The organism is Paenibacillus hodogayensis (assembly GCF_039536325.1).
GTDB classification, from domain to species: Bacteria; Bacillota; Bacilli; order Paenibacillales; family NBRC-103111; genus Paenibacillus_AB; species Paenibacillus_AB hodogayensis.
Map to the genome: position 1 here is coordinate 190,627 of NZ_BAAAYO010000002.1, position 18,696 is coordinate 209,322.

The following is an 18,696-nucleotide window of genomic DNA, read 5'->3' on the forward strand; positions in this document are numbered from 1 at the left end:
GCGGCACCCGTCACTTGAGCGTGCGCAGCATATCGTTCGCCTTGGCGGCGGCCTGCTGATAGAAGCGGTACATGTCCTCGCCGTTGACGTAGTCGTTGCGGTCATAGTCGAGCGCCGCCTTCGCATCCCGGTATCCGTCCGCCAGCTCCTTCAGGGAGGAGACCAGCTCCGCAATATCTTCGGACGCCGTCAACTGCTCGCTGCGCTTGCCCGCTTTGCGCACGAGCAGCGCCTGGCGCTTCGCATCGAGCGCGCGCACCTTTTCGAAGATCGCGAACTCGACGAATTTGTTTACCTTGATCAAGTTCACGAACGGCTCCCATGTATCCTCGTCCGCGTCGTGATCGTATACGTACTGGGCGCCACGCTTGACGATCGTTCTTGTATACATCGCCTCCAAATAACGGTCGAGCAGCCGCTCCTCGTCCTGGTGGGCGTTCAGCACCGTTTCCAGCTCGGCGATTTTGCCTCCGATCCGCTCGTATTTCGCCACTTCCTGACGAAGCTGCACCAGCAGGCCGGGCGTGCGGATCAGATTGTCCTTGGCCATCTGTTCGTTGACGCTGTTGAAGATCGACCGGGTCTCGACACGCTTGAGACCGCCCGCAAGCAGCCGCTTCAGCTCGGTAATGCAGCGCTTCAGCTCGCCGAAGTTCGGCTTCGCGCCGTCCAGCTGCAGCTGGAACTGGCCGATCCAGGCGTCGATATCGAACGGCTCGGTCAAATAACATTCGAACCGGCTGCTCGTATGCGACGTATCCGCCTTCTCCGCCGCGCAGCCGTATGATACTGCGGCGTCGAACAGCGTTCTGGCGTCCGCGTTCAGCTTTTTCACGCGCGGGTTGACATACACGTCCCCCCACGATTTCTCCGGAATCGGCGAAGGCAGGTTCGTCCAGTTCGTCTTCTCCGTCTGCACGAGATGGCGGCCGACGCCCTCCGGCTCGAGAATCGTCTTCTCGTAGCTTTCCTCCATCACCTTGAGCGGCGAGTAGGCGAACAGCGGCACGCCGTTTTTCGTATTCAGCCAGAAGATGCGGTTTTTGACGCGGCTTTCCTTGATCGTAAACTTCGTCTTGCCGAGCGCCAGCTCCTTGAAGCCGGTCACACCCTTGAAAATGTTCGGCGCATCCGCCGGAACGGAGACGAAGCCGCATTCCGGGAAGTGGAAGCTGCCCGCGCTGTTGCTCAAGTGGAATACCGGGACCGCCTCGTCGTCCAGACGTTTGGCGATAATCCGCTCGATCACGTTCTCGATCGACTCGTCCTGCCCGTACTTGATCGCCAGGAAATCTTCCATCGAGCGCGTAATGAGATCGCCGAAATGGTCGGTCAAAAACTCGGAAATCGAACCGATAATGTCGATATCCTGCTCGCGAATCCACTGATTCGTCTTGCGCAGCAGTTCGTTCGTAAAGTCGCGGATCAAATCCGCGCTGTTCCTCTCGTCCATCATCCCCCCGACTAGCTTCTCGATGTCCGGCACGTTGACGATGTTCCAGAAGTACGTTTTGTTTCCTTTATGGTCGGTTTGCTCGTCGCCGCGAATCAGGATGTCGCCGTTTTTCTCGAAGATCCGGTTCAGGGCGTTCAATATTTCCGTAAAAATTTGATAAATTCGCGTATTTTGCTCGTTCAGGACGTTATACAAATCCTCGTAAAACTCGATCATCTGTTCCATCCGCTCGCGGTCGGCATACAGCAAATATTCCTGAATTTTGGCCTCGATGTAGGCGTCCTTCTTCTTCTCCCGCGAGATGAAAGCGCTCCGCGCGTCGCCCAGCCGCTGTCCGGCGTTCGTCTTCGCCGCCTCGGCATCTTGGGGAATGCGGTACACGCTCTCCTTGAGCGCCTCGATGTACGAGGAAATCAGATTGAGCAGGCAGAAACCCTTGCTGGAGAAAATAACGCGCGAAGCGTAAAACGGACCCTGCTCCGGATTGAGGAACATCCGGTTGACCTGCTCCGTAAACCGCTCCAGGCAGGCGCCGGGCAGCTGCTTCTTCGACTTGATATACTCTTCTCTGGCGCGAGCCAGGAAGCTTTGCTCCAGTTCGGTATCGATGCTGACGACCTGCTGCTTGACGACGTTGTTGTAGCTGAGCCGCTCGCTGTTCTGGTAGCCCGGGATCGGCTCCGGAACCCGCTTGTTGAACTCGCGGTGCATCGAATCCGGATCGATCTCCAGCTTGCGGGCCAGCTTCTCTACGTCTTCCTGCGACGGTGCCGCCTCGAACATGCCGGCCATTTTCTTGAACAGCCGGTAGGCGAGGAAGGTGGTCATCTCTTCGATCGGCAGCACGGCCGACGACGCGCCGATGACGTTATATTGGTAGTTGGCCGCGTATTGCTTGGGCATCTGGGCGATATTCGTGTGGATGTTGCTCATGTAGTCCTGAATCGCGAACTCTTCCCCGGACTGCTTCTCCTCGCTGGCCATGAATGTCGTAATTTTCTCTGCCGTCACGTTCATGCAGTAATCGTAGCCGTTCTCGAGCAGCGTCCCTTCCAGGTTGGTGGCCGAGATCAGGTGGGCGAAGTTGAACGGCGCAACCGGAGAATGGACCGATAGGATCGTGCCGTACTGCTGCTTGAACCGCTCTCCGCGCTCGTTGACGTTCATCCAGTAGTCGAGCTCCTTCAAGGCGGCGAAGCCGTTCTTGCGGATATATTCCCGCGTATGGTCCGACATGCTCTTGTTGGACAAATTGACGTCAGGCAGGAACAAGTAGCCGAACATGTTCACCTTGTCCACCCCGGCGTCGCCGTAGTCGCGCTCGATCAGACCGCGTGTAATGTAGGCGATGTCCAGGAAACAGCCGCTGCCCGTGCCGCCGGAAAGTCCGGTCAGCAGAAAGACGGTCAGCTTCTTGTTCGTGCCGACGGACAGCGCCTTGATTTTCTTCTCGATCGACTGCACGACCTGCACGATTTTCGTAAACAGCAGCAGCCGGCCCGCCTGGCGGATGCCCGACGCTCCGTTGATCCCATCCGTAATTAGCAGCTCCGGCGAAAGCCATTCCTTGATATAAGGCTCCAGCAGACTGCGGTTTTGCAGCAGCCCCCCGACCTCGGGATTGGAAAGCAGCACGTATTCGGTCAGCGGGTCGAGGCCGATGCCCCTATACTTCTTGTGGCGGTCATGCTCGTTCGTCTCGAAGGCGAGGAATTCGACGTTATCCGGCTTCTCGCGCTTTTTTTTGCTAATCGGGTCTTCCGGCAGCTTGAATCTGCGATTGATCTGGTATTTCAACCTGAGCAGGGCGTCGATCCCGGTGCCTCCGAGACCGATGACGAGCATCGGATTATCGATCGTATCGACCCTGATTTTGTCGCTGACGATTCCGCCGCCCTTGGAGACGTCCAGCTGTTCGATATGCTCTTTGACGACTGCCTTCATCACTCTCATCCTCCTAAAGGTACAGCTCCTGCGCGACCGCGCTCGGAAGCGTGCGTCTTAATGTATATAGTCGAGCGTAATACTTTTGTTCACATTTTGCAGCGTAATCTGGACCCGGTCGTTGTTGCGGAGCTCCTTCGGCTTGGAGGCGTCGTAGACGCGACCGGATTTCTCGATCAGACACGGCGACTGGTTCGTGATATACACCGAATCGTTGCCCGGAGTCAGCACGATGCGCTCGGTTTCGGCCAGCTCGGGCGCCAGCTGGAGCAGCTGATGCAGCTTGACCTTTCCCCTGAAGCCGTTCAGCTTGCGGTATTGCGGGCTTGTCCGCTCGCCGGTGTCGATATCGCGGATCTCGATGACGAGTTGGCCGTAAAAGCCTTTGTTAGCCTGCCTTACTTTGGGCAAAACGAACAAGGCCAACGCCGCCAGCAAAGCGAGCAGCAGCGCTCCTCCGATCGTCAGCGACCACGGGAACGGCTTGCCGGATTCTCCCGAATCGGCGCCGGTATGTTGCGGACTCGCCGGCTGCGCGGCCGCGGCTCCGGGCTTGGCGCTGACGACCGCCGCCGCCGTTTCCCGGAAAAAGCTGGCGTCTTCGACCCTTACCTTCACCTCGTAATCGTGCGGCTCGGCTATGACGAATGAACCGGTAAATCCGCTGCCGCCGTTTGCGAGCGTAACCTCTTTCGTCTGTTTTGCGTCTATGTCAGTAAGCAGCAGCGTCGCCTTCACATTCTTGTACAGCTCGGCATCCGCTACCGGCTGGCCGTTAGACTGCAGGTTTGCGGAGATGCTGATCGTGTCTTTCGCCTTGGCTTTGGCGGGGATCGGCGCCATGACCAGCTCCAGATCGTAGTTGTAGACGAGATTGATGTTGATTTTATCCTGGCTGACGCCTTTTACATGCAAGGTCCAGTCGCCTTGCGGCGGCTTGAGCAGCTTGAGGAGCGAGTAGGTTCTCGATTGCGAATAGACAACCCCATCCGACGGAACTTTGCGCTCCTGGCCCGAAGGATCGAACAGCTTGACCTCTACCGGCTTGCCGGAAATGATCGATACGTTCGCCTCCATCACGTTGCCGTTCGGAATGGCGATCTTGACCTGCTGATAGTCGCCGTTTGCCGTCAGATCGGTCAGAGGCACCACCTTCAGCTTGAGATGGTTGGCGAAAATTTCGCTTAATATTTGCGGCAGCGTATCCGCCGTGCTGGTTATGAACAGCTTGCCGCCGGTTTCGCGGGAGATGCCCTCCAGCGTTTCCTTGCCGAGCTGTCCGTCGGCATTCAAGCCGATTGTGTAGATCGGAATGCCCAGCTCCTTCGCCTTCTTCACCGCAGCCTGCAGCTCGGCATCGGACTGCGCCTGCGTCCGTCCGGCGTTAAGCGAGTTGTTGCCGTCGGAGAGCAGCACGATCAGCGGGTGACGGTCGGGCTCTCGGCCCTTCTCCAAAATATTCACCGCTTCGGCCACGCCGACGGCAATATCGGTATACGGTCCGCGGGACAACTGATCGATAAAAGCTTTGAGCTCGTCCTTGTCTTTCGGCGAGCTGATCTTCAGCAGCGCCTTCTCGCGGACGACCTGATCGGTGTAGGAAAGCAGCCCGATTTTATCGCCTTGCACCGAGGCCATGTCGACGAACATTTTCATCGCCTCGTTGGCGACCTTGTTCCTGTCGCTGTCATTCATGGACGTGCTCGCGTCCATTGCCAGAACCGCGTCCATCTTCTGCTCCGCCCCGGCAGCCCCCGCCCGCGAGGAGGCCAGGAGCGTCAGCACCATTATTCCGCATAATAACAAAAACGCGTACCGCCGAAGCGGCATCGGTTTATAGATCATCGTTCGCACCTCCGGATTCGCTGGAGTAGTCAAAGCGTCCATGCACAGAGTACAATATAAAGTATATTACTCAATAAATTTACTATTTTCATAAACCTTATAGCAATCTCTTTTTATATCTCTACTAATATATATCTGCTATATATCTGCCATACTTGAAGACCCCTTTGCGCATTGCGATAGTTTCCAATCGTGTTCATTCCGACAGGAGGGTGATCCCATGATAACGTACAGCCTGCTTGCCGTCGCCGCCCTATTCGTGCTGGCCAGGTGGGTCTTCTTCTGGAGCTGTAAACGAAAGGCGATGACGCACGAGCAGATGGACGCTGCGCTGATCGACCGTCTGAATGCGGCGGAGGTGCCGCATGACCGTTAGACAGGCTGTCCAATTGCGCAAAAGCCCGGTCACCGCCACCGCCTTCGAGCGGCTGCGAAAGTGCGGACGCTGCGGCGCTTATTCCATATTGCAGGCCGACCGCTGCCCGGCCTGCGATTCTCGGGGCAAGCGGACCGCCATTGCCGACTATGCCGCGACCAGAAGCCGCCCCGGACCGTGGCTCGATATGCTCGGCGTTGTCGTGCTTGCGGCCGCGGCCTTCTACTTCGCCGGTACGTTGCTGGAGCAAGCTGCCGCCATCCTCGGCGGAGCGCTGCTCGCCGCCTTGCTGGTTATGCTTCGCCGCCGGTACAAGCCCTACATCGCGGCCCATATGCTGAACTGTATTCTCGTGCGGCATACGTCGGCTATCCGCGAAGGCTTGCAGGCAGACATGCAGCTTGCCGTGGCGGATATGAAAGCCGAGCAGCCCAAGGAAGCGTACGAGAAGCTGCGGGAGATCGGCTATCTGCTCCGGACCGATAAAGTGAAGGCTCGCAAGATCGCCTGCCTGAATCGGTTCCACATCCGCAAAGATATGGAGCTGGAGCTAGAGCAAGTCATGCCCGAAACGTTCAATGAGCCGTTCGTGCAGTATTTGTGGGAGGTGGTCAAAGTCAACAAGCAGCTTGTCCGGCCAGCCATTCTGGATTACGTGCTGGCCAACCGCTATCGGATCGAAGCGATGGAGAACGGCAAAGCCATTATGACTGCGGTCGCCGGCGCGGCTCTGCGCATGAAAGCCTATGTACAGACGTACCCGCATTTATTTGTCGAATACTTAGACGAATTGCCGAAAGAAAGGTTTCAACGACTATGCCGGCTTGTCGCCGACACGCCGGTCGAGCAGCGCACCCGCCTCTATCAAAAATGCAAAGAACGCGCGCAATCGCATTATGCACTCGATCCCGACTTTCAGCAATTGTTTTAAAGCCGGAGTCGTGAAGAGGAACTTGCATTACATGCCGCAATGCAAAAAGACTGCCAATTTACGGCAGTCTTTAGACAAATCCTTGCTTGAACGACCGGAAGGAAAGCGAGTCCCGTTCCCGCCGCCTGCCAGGATAGCCTCGTCGCTGCGGCTTCCCGGTCAGGCTAGCCGATGGCTTAACAGCCATTCATATAGCTCGGGGTTATCGTACGTTTCCGTCCAGCTGTTATGATCCGTATCCGGGTATACCGTCAGTTTCGCATTTCCCCCCAGCGCCTGGATCGGGTTAACCATATTCTCGGATTCCCGAATCGATACGACCGAGTCTTTCGCGCCGTGAAACGCCCATATCGGCAGATGGACCAGGCTTTTGGCGCGGTACGGTTCGCCCCCGCCGCAGACCGGGGCGATTGCCGCGAATTTATCGGGATAATCGCATGCAAGACGCCACGTTCCGTATCCGCCCATACTGAGACCCGTCAAGTAAATCCGCTTCGGATCGACCCGGAACGACTGCGTAATCCGCTCCAACAAAACAATCACCGTCTCCTGCTCCCTGCTCCAGTTCGATCCTTGCGGACATTGCGGGGACAAGGCAATAAACGGAAAACCCGGATTTTTTTCAGCGATCTTGGGGATGCCATGAATTTTCACCTTATCAAGGTTATCGCCCCTCTCGCCCGAACCGTGCAAAAATAAGAGGAGCGGCCACTGCTTCTCCGGCTCCGAATCGTACTCTTCCGGCAAATGCAGCAAATAGCCCATCTGCAGTTTCTTCGTCACTTCCATTTCCAGCTTATTCGCCGACTGTCCCATTCCCTCACTGCCTTTCCTAATACTATGATCCCGTACACTCTTCCGCGCTCTACGGTTCCATTCCGCACATCGTCCTACCAAGATAGCGGTTTCAGCAATTTTATATAAGTTGAACGAATGCTTGAAGACCGTTGCATTCCGCTTTTCCAAGAAGTTCTTTCGTTCAACTTATAGAATAGCAAATAGTTCGACGATTGAGAACCAATGTATCCTATCGAAAGAAGGTTTTGGTTGCAATCTCCCAGTTACTAGGACCTTCGGGCCAAATATCTCTTGATTTGCCCGAAGGATTTGATATAATTGAGTTGTAAAAGCTTTTCCCGATAACGGCAAACCTGTCGAAAGACAGCGACGCAAAGCTACAGGGCCTTCCTGACTCCCGTCAGATGGCAGCCAGCTACCGAACGAACATGCTTTTTTTGTGTTCTTCGGAACCCAACCGCTCTTCCAACAGCTCCATAGATTTAAAGCAGACTCTAACACGATAATGGCAAACCTGTCGAAAGACAGCGACGCAAAGCTATAGGGCCTTCCTGACGATCCGTCAAATGGCAGCCTAGCCACCGAAGGGAGTTTTCAGCATGCGCAAACTAGTGCTGCTTGCTATGGCGCTTTTCCTCCTCGCCCCCGCGCTCGTCGCGACGAAGGCGCAGGCTGCGGAAATCGGAGTATGGCTGGATACGAACCTGCTCGCACAAGGAGCGGTCACTGTCCGGTACGACGTCAAACCGCAAGTGAAAACGAAACTGACGATTGCCAAAGGAACTGATAAATATACTTATACATTGAAGGCCGGAGTGCCCGCCGAGACGTTCCCCCTGCAGATGGGCAACGGCGACTATACGGTCACCGTACTGGAGCAAATCAGCGGAACGAAATATCAAGTCGTCGGCGAGACCGTCGTTAAACTGGCGCTGACCGACAACGCGAACGTCTACCTGAACTCGGTGCAAAACGTCAATTGGAGCGAAGCCCGCGAAACGGTCCGGATCGCGAAGGAATTGATAAAAAATGCAACGACGGATGGCGAGAAGGTGCAGGCGCTTTATCAATACGTGATCGACAACGTGAAGTACGACGCTGAGCTCGCGGCCAACGTTCCTGCCGAATATATCCCGCAAATCGACCGTACCCTGCTGACGAAAACAGATATTTGCTACGGCTATGCAGCCTTGTTCGCCGGGATGCTCCGCAGCACGGGAATTCCGGCCAAGCTCGTTATGGGCACGACGGAATATGTGACCGCCTATCACGCCTGGAACGAAGTGTACTTGAACGGAAGCTGGGTCATCATCGATACGACGGTCGATGCCGGCCTGAACGGCAGCGCTACAGCTTTCGCCATGATCAAGGATGCCGCAAAATATACGGCAGCCAAAGTTTATTAACATCCCGATAACGCCAGTAAGAAGCCGAATCATTCATCACAATAGGCCAAGCCCCGGACATCCGCATCCAGGGCTTTTTTCGGCTTGTTGAGAAAATGTATAGTTTTTCGTACTATACTGCAATCAGTTCTATCGCTTTGCCTTTACAACGCCGACCATGCGCCTTTCCGCACCCGCGGGGACGGGCAGAGCCGAGCGCCTACGAACGGCGCAATACGAATTCGGGAGGTGGTTCCAAGACGGACTCGGTGCCGGCAACGCCATCATAATCCTACATAGCCTCGGCCGCAACGCCAACGCCGGCGTCGATTCTTGGAGGACATTCACGCTTTCACGAACGATGAAGTGTCGCTTCGCGAGCTGCACCAAGTACATTTCGAGGAGATTGGGAGACAAAAACTGAAAATGAAAAAAAGAATAAGTGGAATCATTGTTGCCTTGTTGCTTCTGAGTCAAACGTTGTTTGGCAGCCATATTTCGCAGGTATTTGCCGATTCGTCGGGGAGCGTAGGGGACTCCGTATACGGCTCCGTTTACAGTCCGGGCGCTGCGAGTATTTTGACCAAAGTGACCTTGACGGATGAGACGGGTACGGTGATCGACGCCGTGTATAACCCGGACAGTCGTCTGGACATCGGTGCGGCGATAAACCTGATCTATGACTGGGTATTGCCGAACGGCCACGGTTACAAGGCAGGGGATACGTTCACCTTCGATCTGCCGAGCCAGTTCGAGATCTTCACCGACATCTCCGCCCCGCTTACTTCCGGGCAAGGACAGGTCGGAAGCTTCACGGTAGACCGGAACGGCAAAGTTGTCATGACGTTCAACAGCTACGTCGAATCCCATTCTAACGTAAGCGGCAAGTTGGAGATCCGTACGGAGTTCAGTTCACAGACGGTAAAGGGCAACACGGAGGTCATCATTGCCGTGCCGATCCAGGGCGGCGTGCAGACCGTAATCGTCCACCTGAAACCCCCGGCCGGTCCGACTGCGGATAAGCAGGGAACGGTAAACGGCAAAAACCAGATCGACTGGACGATCAACGTGAACAAGGCGCTGGAAAAGGTCAAGCATGCGGTCATTAACGACCCGACCCCTGCGGGACTGGAGTTGATCCCGGGCTCCTTCCAGGTCTATCATCTTCAAGTGAACGGCGACGGCTCTGTCGCTCAAGGCGCTTCCGTCGGAGCGGCTGTGTATGCGGTCGATACGTCGAGCGGAACCGGCTTCAAGCTGTCTTTCCTTGACGAAACGATCAGCACCGCCTATCAGGTGAAATATTCGACCCGCATCGTAGGAGACCAGAGCAGCTTCAAGAACACGGCGGTCTTCTCCGGAGATAACGGAACGAACGCCAAAGCGGAAGCGACGGTAACGGTGCAACGCGGCGAGCTGCTGGCCAAATCGGTGGAAAAGTACGACAAGGAAACCGGTATCATCACCTGGGTGATCAAGTACAACTTCGGCGAAAAGTTCATCCCGCAAAGCCAAGCTTGGCTGAAGGACTCGTTCACGAACTCCCAGACGTTCGTCCCGAATTCGTTGACCGTATACAAAGGCACGACCGCCGATACGGTGCCAAGCGGGGCGTATACCGTTACGCACGCGACTTACGGCTTCACCCTGCAGTTCAACTCGGATATCGATTCGCCTTATACGATCAAGTATCAGACGAAGCCGATCAACCGCGTGGAAAAAAACGAAGCGATCGTCAATAAGGTAGAAACGCCCGGATCGACTCCGAAGGAAGGAAGAGTCACTCAGGAAAGCCAAGTGTTCCTGAAGCAAGCTAACGGCGCGAACTACAAAAACAAAACGACGTCCTGGAAGCTGACGATCAACGGCGACAAGAAGGCCGACGGCACGAAGTACGTTTTGGACGATGTCGTCATCAAGGACACGTTTACGAACGCCGGGCTGACGCTGCTGTCGAGCACGCTGGTGATCAAGAAAGGTTCGGTCACGTTGACCTCGCCTGCGGATTACGAACTGATCGCTCCGGCTCCCGACGCCGACTTTATCATCAAGTTCAATAAACCGATAGACGATACGGTCACCGTCACCTACGACACGACGTTTAACATCGGCCAAAAAACGGACAAAACGAAAAAGTTTATAAACAAAGCCGTTATGACGTGGAAAGAAGGCGGCGTCAGCAAAGGTCCGATCGAGAAAACGGCGGATTTCGACGCGGATACGTACACGAAGAATAACGGCACCAAAGACGGTACCTACAATGCGACTAGCAAGGAAATTACGTGGAATATCAAGCTGAACTATAACTTGGATCCGATCCCGGCCGCCAAGATCGTCGATCCTTTGAAGCAGGGCCAGACGCTCGTTCCGAATTCGGTCGAAGTGTTCGTGATGAACCTGACCGGCTCGGCCAACGGGGTATCGAAAGGCGCCAAGCTCGACGCCAGCCTGTATGACGTCGTCCTGCCCACCGAGGCGAACGGCAATACGCTGACCGTCGATTTCAAAGGAACGATCAACGCGCCGTACTGGATTACGTTCAAAACGACGCTGCAAGGAGCGCTGATCGAAAGCGAGATCATCAACAATGCTTCGCTCATAAGCGGCAACTCCCCTACGCCTTCGGCGGAGTGGACGGCAAAGGTTTCGGTGCCCAAAGGCGGCGTTTATGTCGGCAAAACCGGCGCCCAGAACGGAAATAAAATCGATTGGACGATTCGCATCAACGAAGGACAATCGACCATTTCCAACGCCAAAATTATCGACAATCCGAGCCCGAACCAAATTTTGATCGCAGATTCGTTCCATTTGTTCGCGACGAATGTGCTGGCGAACGGCACGTATACGAAAGCCGCAGAGCTGGTCAAGGGAACGGATTACACGCTCAAGATTACAACGGGCTCGGATAACCGCGAGACGTTCGAGCTGTCTTTCGCGAAGGAAATTTCCTCCGCGTTCATTCTGGAATATCAGTCATTTATCAATGCAGCCGATAAAGACAAAGTCCAGAACGAAGTGTCGCTCCAAGGCGACCGGCTCAAGACGGAAGTGCGGGAAACGAGCTACGATATCATCGTCCGCACCTCATCCGGCTCCGGATCGGGCGGCGGTGTCACCGGCAGCCTGGACGTGACCAAGGTCGACAAGGACGATTCGTCCAAGAAGCTGGAAGGCGCGAAATTCGCTCTGTACGACAAAGCGGGCAAACGGGCGCCTCTGGTGCAAACGACGAACGCCCAAGGCAAGCTTTTGTTCACGAACCTGCTTTACGACGACTACATTCTGGAGGAACTGGCCGCTCCCGAAGGCTACCTGATCGTAGACGCCAAGCATAACGTCACCATCGACTCCGGCATCGTGCAAGACGGAAACGTCAAAAAACTCGTCGTCACCAACAGCAAGAAAAACGATCCGGGCAATCCGGGCGGCGTTGTGACCGGCAGCCTGGAAGTGACCAAGGTCGACAAGGACGACTCGTCCAAAAAGCTGGAAGGCGCGAAGTTCACCCTGTACGACAAAGCGGGCAAACGGACGCCTCTGGTGCAAACGACGAACGCCCTAGGAACGGTTTTGTTTACGAACCTGCCTTACGACGACTATATTCTGGAGGAACTTGCCGCTCCTGAAGGCTATCTGATCGTGGATGCCAAGCAGGACGTCACGATTGACTCCAGCATAGTCCAAGACGGCAACATCAAGAAGATCGTCGTCACCAACAGCAAGAAAAACGATCCGGGCAATCCGGGCGGCGTTGTGACCGGCAGCCTGGAAGTGACCAAGGTCGACAAGGACGACTCGTCCAAAAAGCTGGAAGGCGCGAAGTTCACCCTGTACGACAAAGCGGGCAAACGGACGCCTTTGGTACAAACGACGAGCGCCCAAGGAACGGTTTTGTTCACGAACCTGCCTTACGACGACTATATTTTGGAGGAACTTGCCGCACCTGAAGGCTATCTGATCGTAGATGCCAAGCAGGACGTCACGATTGACTCCAGCATAGTCCAAGACGGAAACGTCAAAAAGCTCGTCGTCACCAACAGCAAGAAAAACGATCCGGGCAATCCGGGTGGTCCGGGTGGTCCAGGTGGTCCCGAGGGTCCTGAAGGCCCCGAAGGTCCAGGTAACCCCGGTAATCCGGGCAACCCAGGTAACCCAGGTAACCCAGGCAATCCAGGGAATCCTGTAGGCACGGATATTCCCGACGATCAGACGCCGCTTGGCGGAACTACCCCGGCAACGCCTCCAACCACCCAGCCGGGAACGCCACCGGTCGATATCGAAGATGACGACACGCCTAAGGGCGGAGTCACTCCGGGCGTGCCGGCAACAACGGCGCCGCCGCAGAAGCCGCCGGTCGAGCTGGTGGACGAAAAACCGCCGCTTGGCGGAGGCGTTCCGACGCTGCCGCAAACCGGGGAAACGAGTCCGCTTCCGTATTATGCGGCAGGCCTCTCGCTGATTGCGCTCGGTTTGTACGCCAGACGCAGAATGCTGCACAAACATCAAAAGTAACAACGGCTAACCCACGATCCCCTTGTAACGGCATGACAGCCGGGGCAAGGGGATTGCTTTCAAGCGCCGGGTATGAGCCGTCCACTAAGACGATTGGCAAGGAGCGATTCGAGCATGCGCGCGCTTTCTTATATTTTAATTGTGCTGGGACTTGCAGCGATGGCCTTTCCCACCCTGAAGGAATGGATGGCCGACCGGGAACAGCAAAGCCTGCTCCGGCAAGCCGAGCAGTCTGTCATGAATCAGCGGCCCCCTCTTGACGCTGCGACGATATCCGGGTTCGAACGGCTTTCTCGCTTGCTGGAAGACGAGAGCTTAATGCCCGAAGCCGCCGAGCCGCAAACGAACGAACCGGCTGCGTCCGAAGCCGCTGAGCAAGAGAAAGTGCCGGACAATGTGCTGGCGATGATCGAGATTCCTTCTATTGAAGTGAAAATGCCTGTACTGGAGGGCGCCACCTTGGCGAATATGAAAGTGGCGGCCGCTCATATGACGGAAACGACGCCGCTGGGGAAAATCGGCAATGCGGCTATCGCGGCCCATCGGGCCCGAACGAAGGGAAGACAGTTTAACCGTCTAAACGAAGTGAAGGCCGGGGATGAGGTCGTCATTCGCACTGCAGGGGAGACATACGTGTACACCGTATATCAGACCTCGATCGTCGAGCCGACGGACGTGTCCGTTTTGCAGCAGAACGGCAAAGATCAAATATTGACCCTGATTACTTGCGATCCTGTCGTGAATGCGACGCACCGGCTGATCGTGCAAGCGAGGATGGAGGCGCCGCCAAGCTGACGGCCGCCTATCCGAAGCCGGTCATTGAAACCTTTTTTTCAGCTTGGCCCAGAGTCCGCTGCCGAGCATCCGGTCCGCTTCCTTGATAATATGCCGGATAACGTCCAGCACGTCCCCGTCCCCTGCCCAATGCTTCTCTACAACCGACTTGTGCGTGTTGTTCACCAGCCCGTTAAGCACGTAAGCGGCAACGGCGATATCGTCCAGATAGCCGAGCGGACCCGTTATGATCTCGGGCAGCAGATCGATCGGCGAAACAAAATAGGCGATGGCGCCGGCCAGCTTCGCTTTCTCCTTAAGGGGCACCTCGTCGTCCAGCGACAGCTTGCACAGCAGGTGGAATAGATCCGGCCCGAACATCAGGTACTCTCCGAACTTGTTCGTCCTTCCCTCCTCCGTCGTCAGCCAGCGTCTCATTTTTTCCCGAAAGTTTTGGTAGAAATCTTCTTTATCGAGCAACTCGCCCCGCTCCTTCGCTTCATGATTGGTCTTGCTGCACACTTCGCGGAACAGCCCTCCCGCCAGACCGGTCAGCTCGTCCCGCATATATACACCCTCTGCCTCTTATCCTTATTGTCGCATCTTTCCGTCTATTGTGCCAATGCCGGTACGTTCGCATTAACATGGGACATCATGCAAAGTTTGTATCCGCTGCCGGTTTGCTCTATAGTGGGAGGGAAAGCAATGGAAACTCCGGAAAAAATATCCGCACGTAGCCGAGCCGCTAAACGGATCAAGGAGGACGAATAAAGCCATGAACCCCCATTTTCATTTGAAAAATACACTCTATATGGCCATTCTGATCGTATTGTTCGCCGTCGCGGGCTGCAGCCGACCCGATACGTCGACCAAGCCGCCGGCAACGGCAGAGCCAACGACGCCCCCTTCTTCATCCACAGGCCCGCTGTCCGCAACGAGTCCGGATTCGCAGCCGAATGACGATTCCGGACTCCCCCGATCGCCAGACGACCATACGGAGAAGGTGTACAGGGCGAAGCTGGCTGCGGTCGGGGACGTGCTCATTCACAGCTCCGTCTACAAGGATGCCAGAACGGCGGACGGTTACGATTTTCGGCCGATGTTCGAGCCGGTCAAGCGGTATATCGAAGAAGCCGATATCGCCCTGGCCAACCAGGAAAGCATGATCGGCGGAGAGGAGCTCGGGCTCTCCGACTACCCGCGCTTTAACGGCCCGTACGAAGTCGGTGATGCGGTCAAGGACTGCGGCTTCGATGTCGTCAATCTGGCCAACAACCATACGCTAGACCGCGGCATTCAGGCCGTTGTCAATACGATACAACATTACAGCCAGCTCGGCCTCCTGTATACGGGCGCCTACTTGTCCCCGCAGGACCGCGGACAGATCCGCACGCTCGAGAAGAACGGCATCACCTTCGCCTTGCTTTCCTATACGTACGGAACGAATGGAATTCCCGTACCGGAAGGAAAAACGTATATGCTCAATCTGATCGATCTGCCGGCTATACGCAAAGATGTCGTCCAGGCCCGGAGCTTGGCCGATGTCGTCGTCGTCAGCTTCCATTTCGGCCAGGAGTACGCCGATATGCCCAACGACGAGCAGAAGACGGTCGCGCGAGCGGCAGCAGAAGCCGGAGCGGACATCATTATCGGCCATCATCCCCATGTGCTTCAGCCAGCCGAATGGATCCAAACCGCCGACGGACGCCGGACGTTCGTCGTCTACTCGCTCGGCAATTTCATCGCCGCCCAGGAAGGCAACCGCGAAAGAACCGGGGGCATTATGCAGTTGACGATCGAGAAGACGGTCAAGGACGGCACAACGCATCTGGAATTGAAGGAGCCTTGCTTGATCCCGACCTGGATTCACATGGTCAACTGGCGCCAATATAAAATCGAGCCGCTGCGGACCGCGGAGGACAGCCAGCTACCGCATAAAAGCGCATATTGGGACGAAATCGTCAACCATATGAAGCAGTGGATGCCGGAGCTTCTTATCCCGGCAGACTGAGCCGGTCGCGGTTTGTCACAACATCGATGCGGGATGTTGTCTCGCCATCATGTCATTGTAGCCATGCACACGGGTCCCTTCGTCCGGCTCGGCCGCAGCCGCTATCATCGCCCTTGCGACATCGCCCGCTGCGATAGGCCGGTACGCGCGCAAGCGCCCGACCAGCAGGAACGAGGTGAAGGAGGCGATCGCCTCGCCCGCCTTCTCTCCGGGACGGATTTCCGCGCGGTCACCTACAAGCAGGGAAGGACGGAATATGTGCAGACCGGGCAGACTGAGGGAACGGAGCTCCCGCTCCATCTCGCCCTTCACCCGGCTGTAGAAAAAAAGCGAGCCCGGGTCCGACCCGATAGCCGACACGACGGCAAACCGGGATGCCCCGTAACGTTTGGCCATTCTGCCCAGCAGCAGCGGATACTCCAGATCGACGCGGCGGAACTGCAGACGGGAACCCGCCTTCTTTCGCGTCGTTCCGAGAGCGCAGAACACATCGGCCGCTCCCCAGCTCCCCTGCAGCGCTCCTGCCAGCCCTTCCTCGCTCCAGTCCGTTTCGACGACGCGCAGCTTGGCGCTATCCGGGAACGACACGGGCCGCCTCACCAGTGCAATAACTTCGTTATACCGCGAATCGGCAATCAGCTGCCCGATCAATTCACCGCCGATCAAGCCCGTCGCCCCGGCCACGATTGCGGTCTTCCCCGTCCCGCCTTTCGGTATGGCAGAAATCTGCTTTTCAAGCTCGTCCTTTTCCAGATCGGTCTTCTCTGCACCGATGTTCCGTGCTATGCTATTGCTTGATGCGTTTTCGGCCACCCCGGCCGCTTCAGTCCTGGTCCGCTCGGACATATGCCATCGCTCCCGACTCCCTTTTGCTGCGTTTCCTGCCTGTATTGTACGCAATAGGCGGCGGGTACAAAGTCGGAGCCTGAACCGTTTATACGGCATGACGAGTGTATGCTTAACGTTCTTCTATACAAAGAAGGGGGATTTGACGTTTGACGGCAACAAAAGGGTATATGACCGCTTTGGTCGCGGCAGCCGCGGCTATTATTTTTGCCATTACCCGGGTCGAGAACTGGGGGGTTTTATGCTTGCTGGTACTCGCGGTCGCTCTGTTCGGAGCGCGCAAGGACGCCAAAGCGATCTCGTGGGGACAATTCATGCCGCTCGGCATCGCCGTACTGTTTGTCTTTTTCCTTATTTATCATTATGCGAACCCGATGTGGCACCGGGTAATCGGTTTTCAGACCGCCAATATGCGCCATATTTTCCAATGGAACGACATCTTCAATGCGCTGCCGCTGAACGACGCCGCTTTTTTCCGCTTCTGGCAGCCCAACTGGCTGACCGCTTATTTTCAATGGGTGTATAATTACGGGTTTGCGCTCTCGTACTGGATTTGCGTCATCCGGGCTTTTTTCACGAAGGATGTATATAAATTCGGCCGTTATTCGCTTGCGGGCTATTTGCTGCAGGTGCCGCTTATTTTGCCTTTCTATAACCTCATCCTGCTGCAGGAAGTATGGTTCGTGCAGGGAACGCCGGATTTGCTGGAGCGGGCGCTGACGCCGGAGCAGCAATTCGCCACCGCGATGAACTGCTTCCCGAGCATGCATACGTCGATCGCCTTCGCGGGATTTCTGCTCTCGATGCGCGAGAAAAGCGTCTGGTACCGCTGGTGGGTCGGCACGTACTGCATCTCGATCATCGTATCCACGATGTATTTGAAAATTCATTGGGTCATCGACGTGATTGCCGGCATGGCCTTTGCCTACGGCTGCGTCAAGCTGGCCGACTGGATCGTCGGCACCAAAGGCTACGCTGCTTTCGCCGCTTCGTTCGAGCGACTGGGCGGGCGGCTGCACAGTCGCTTTAGCCCCTCCCGCAAGCCAGATAACGGGTTAACGGGCCGCAATACGGCAGCAGAACCGCATGATCGCCAAACCAGACCAGACGCTCCGGCCCAGACCGGGACAACCGCCGATCCCACCTCGCTGGCCGAGTGACGAAGCGATTTGTCGTCCTGTGTTCCGGGCAAGTGCCCTATTTCCTTTCGCTGCATATGATATAGCAGATCAACAAGCGAAAGGAAGAGCGCAATGAGCAACGAAACGGCACCAAACCTACAATTCCAGCAGGAATGGACGGCTCCGTCCGATATGGTCGACATTCGTCCCCCTCAAGGCGGGCACGGCGGTGGCGGTGGACATGCCGGGGGCGGCGGCGGACATGCCGGGGGCGGCGGACATGTTGAGGGCGGAGGCTTCCATGGCGGTGGTTATCCGGGCGGGTACCACGGCGGGTACCACGGCGGGTACCACGGCGGCTATCACGGAGGTTATTACCCGTCCGTTCTTCCGTTAGTCGTCCCTTATCCTTATCCATATCCATACTCCGCTTATCCTTACGGCTATCCGTATTCGGGCTACCCTTATCAGCAGTATCCGTATTATCCGTATACCGGACAGTAACAGGCAAGCTTCCGGCGCATAAGGGCCGCCTCTTCCAAAAAAGGGAGAAGGCGCTCTTTATTGTTTTCAGAAGTTCGAAGGAGGATTATGTTTCCAATCACACCGTTTTTATAATTGAATATTCAACATGTTTATAGCCATTTAACGATGATATTATACTTACGGCAGTCAATTTTTAACGACCACGACGAGC

General features: G+C 56.0%; 13 protein-coding genes and 2 riboswitches. Of the genes, 8 read left to right on the forward strand and 5 right to left on the reverse strand.

What is annotated here, in order from left to right:
* Nucleotides 1-10: 10 nt before the first annotated feature.
* Both ABD796_RS06465 and ABD796_RS06470 read right to left on the reverse strand, forming a co-directional pair.
* On the reverse strand, nt 11-3,400 hold the full coding sequence (locus ABD796_RS06465; RefSeq protein WP_344904729.1) for a tubulin-like doman-containing protein: 3,390 nt from the start codon (nt 3,398-3,400) through the stop codon (nt 11-13).
* A gap of 57 nt (nt 3,401-3,457) precedes the next feature.
* Nucleotides 3,458-5,245 carry a vWA domain-containing protein gene (locus ABD796_RS06470; RefSeq protein ID WP_344904732.1) on the reverse strand — a complete coding sequence of 596 codons (1,788 nt, stop codon included), beginning with the start codon at nt 5,243-5,245 and terminating at the stop codon, nt 3,458-3,460.
* Between the two features lie 220 nt (nt 5,246-5,465).
* Here ABD796_RS06470 and ABD796_RS06475 point away from each other — a divergent pair, with 220 nt between their 5' ends.
* Together ABD796_RS06475 and ABD796_RS06480 are read left to right on the forward strand one after the other, a co-directional pair.
* Nucleotides 5,466-5,621, forward strand: a complete 156-nt coding sequence (locus ABD796_RS06475) for a hypothetical protein (protein ID WP_344904735.1) — start codon at nt 5,466-5,468, stop codon at nt 5,619-5,621.
* On the forward strand, nt 5,611-6,552 hold the full coding sequence (locus ABD796_RS06480) for a hypothetical protein (protein WP_344904738.1): 942 nt from the start codon (nt 5,611-5,613) through the stop codon (nt 6,550-6,552). Before ABD796_RS06475 ends, ABD796_RS06480 begins: the two co-directional genes overlap by 11 nt.
* A gap of 159 nt (nt 6,553-6,711) precedes the next feature.
* Here the strand turns inward: ABD796_RS06480 and ABD796_RS06485 are convergent, their stop codons facing one another.
* Nucleotides 6,712-7,368, reverse strand: coding sequence for a carboxylesterase family protein (locus tag ABD796_RS06485; protein ID WP_344904740.1), 657 nt, complete (start codon nt 7,366-7,368; stop codon nt 6,712-6,714).
* A 318-nt stretch (nt 7,369-7,686) separates the two neighbouring features.
* A riboswitch (cyclic di-GMP riboswitch) is annotated at nt 7,687-7,773 on the forward strand.
* 74 nt (nt 7,774-7,847) lie between these two features.
* A riboswitch (cyclic di-GMP riboswitch) is annotated at nt 7,848-7,936 on the forward strand.
* 13 nt (nt 7,937-7,949) lie between these two features.
* Here ABD796_RS06485 and ABD796_RS06490 point away from each other — a divergent pair.
* The 3 genes from ABD796_RS06490 to ABD796_RS06500 all read left to right on the forward strand — a co-directional run bounded on the left by ABD796_RS06490 (nt 7,950) and on the right by ABD796_RS06500 (nt 14,042).
* Nucleotides 7,950-8,756 (forward strand): transglutaminase-like domain-containing protein, encoded by an 807-nt coding sequence (locus tag ABD796_RS06490; protein WP_344904743.1) that lies wholly within the window; start codon nt 7,950-7,952, stop codon nt 8,754-8,756.
* Nucleotides 8,757-9,161: 405 nt separating this feature from the next.
* Nucleotides 9,162-13,247: a collagen binding domain-containing protein gene (locus ABD796_RS06495; RefSeq protein ID WP_344904746.1), complete on the forward strand. Its 4,086-nt coding sequence runs from the start codon at nt 9,162-9,164 to the stop codon at nt 13,245-13,247.
* A 114-nt stretch (nt 13,248-13,361) separates the two neighbouring features.
* On the forward strand, nt 13,362-14,042 hold the full coding sequence (locus tag ABD796_RS06500; protein ID WP_344904749.1) for a class D sortase: 681 nt from the start codon (nt 13,362-13,364) through the stop codon (nt 14,040-14,042).
* A 21-nt stretch (nt 14,043-14,063) separates the two neighbouring features.
* Here the strand turns inward: ABD796_RS06500 and ABD796_RS06505 are convergent, their stop codons facing one another.
* Entirely contained in the window at nt 14,064-14,588 is a 525-nt protein-coding gene (locus ABD796_RS06505) for a YkvA family protein (RefSeq protein WP_344904752.1), read from the reverse strand.
* Between the two features lie 208 nt (nt 14,589-14,796).
* Here ABD796_RS06505 and ABD796_RS06510 point away from each other — a divergent pair, with 208 nt between their 5' ends.
* Complete coding sequence (locus tag ABD796_RS06510; protein WP_344904757.1) at nt 14,797-16,032, forward strand: CapA family protein; 1,236 nt, start codon at nt 14,797-14,799, stop codon at nt 16,030-16,032.
* Nucleotides 16,033-16,047: 15 nt separating this feature from the next.
* Here the strand turns inward: ABD796_RS06510 and ABD796_RS06515 are convergent, their stop codons facing one another.
* Nucleotides 16,048-16,878, reverse strand: coding sequence for an NAD(P)H-binding protein (locus tag ABD796_RS06515; protein ID WP_344904760.1), 831 nt, complete (start codon nt 16,876-16,878; stop codon nt 16,048-16,050).
* Nucleotides 16,879-17,027: 149 nt separating this feature from the next.
* Between ABD796_RS06515 and ABD796_RS06520 the strand changes: the two genes are divergently transcribed.
* On the forward strand, nt 17,028-18,038 hold the full coding sequence (locus tag ABD796_RS06520) for a phosphatase PAP2 family protein (RefSeq protein WP_344904763.1): 1,011 nt from the start codon (nt 17,028-17,030) through the stop codon (nt 18,036-18,038).
* Nucleotides 18,039-18,131: 93 nt separating this feature from the next.
* A complete protein-coding gene (locus ABD796_RS06525) occupies nt 18,132-18,503 on the forward strand; it encodes a hypothetical protein (protein WP_344904766.1) in 372 nt (123 codons plus the stop codon).
* Nucleotides 18,504-18,696: the final 193 nt, after the last annotated feature.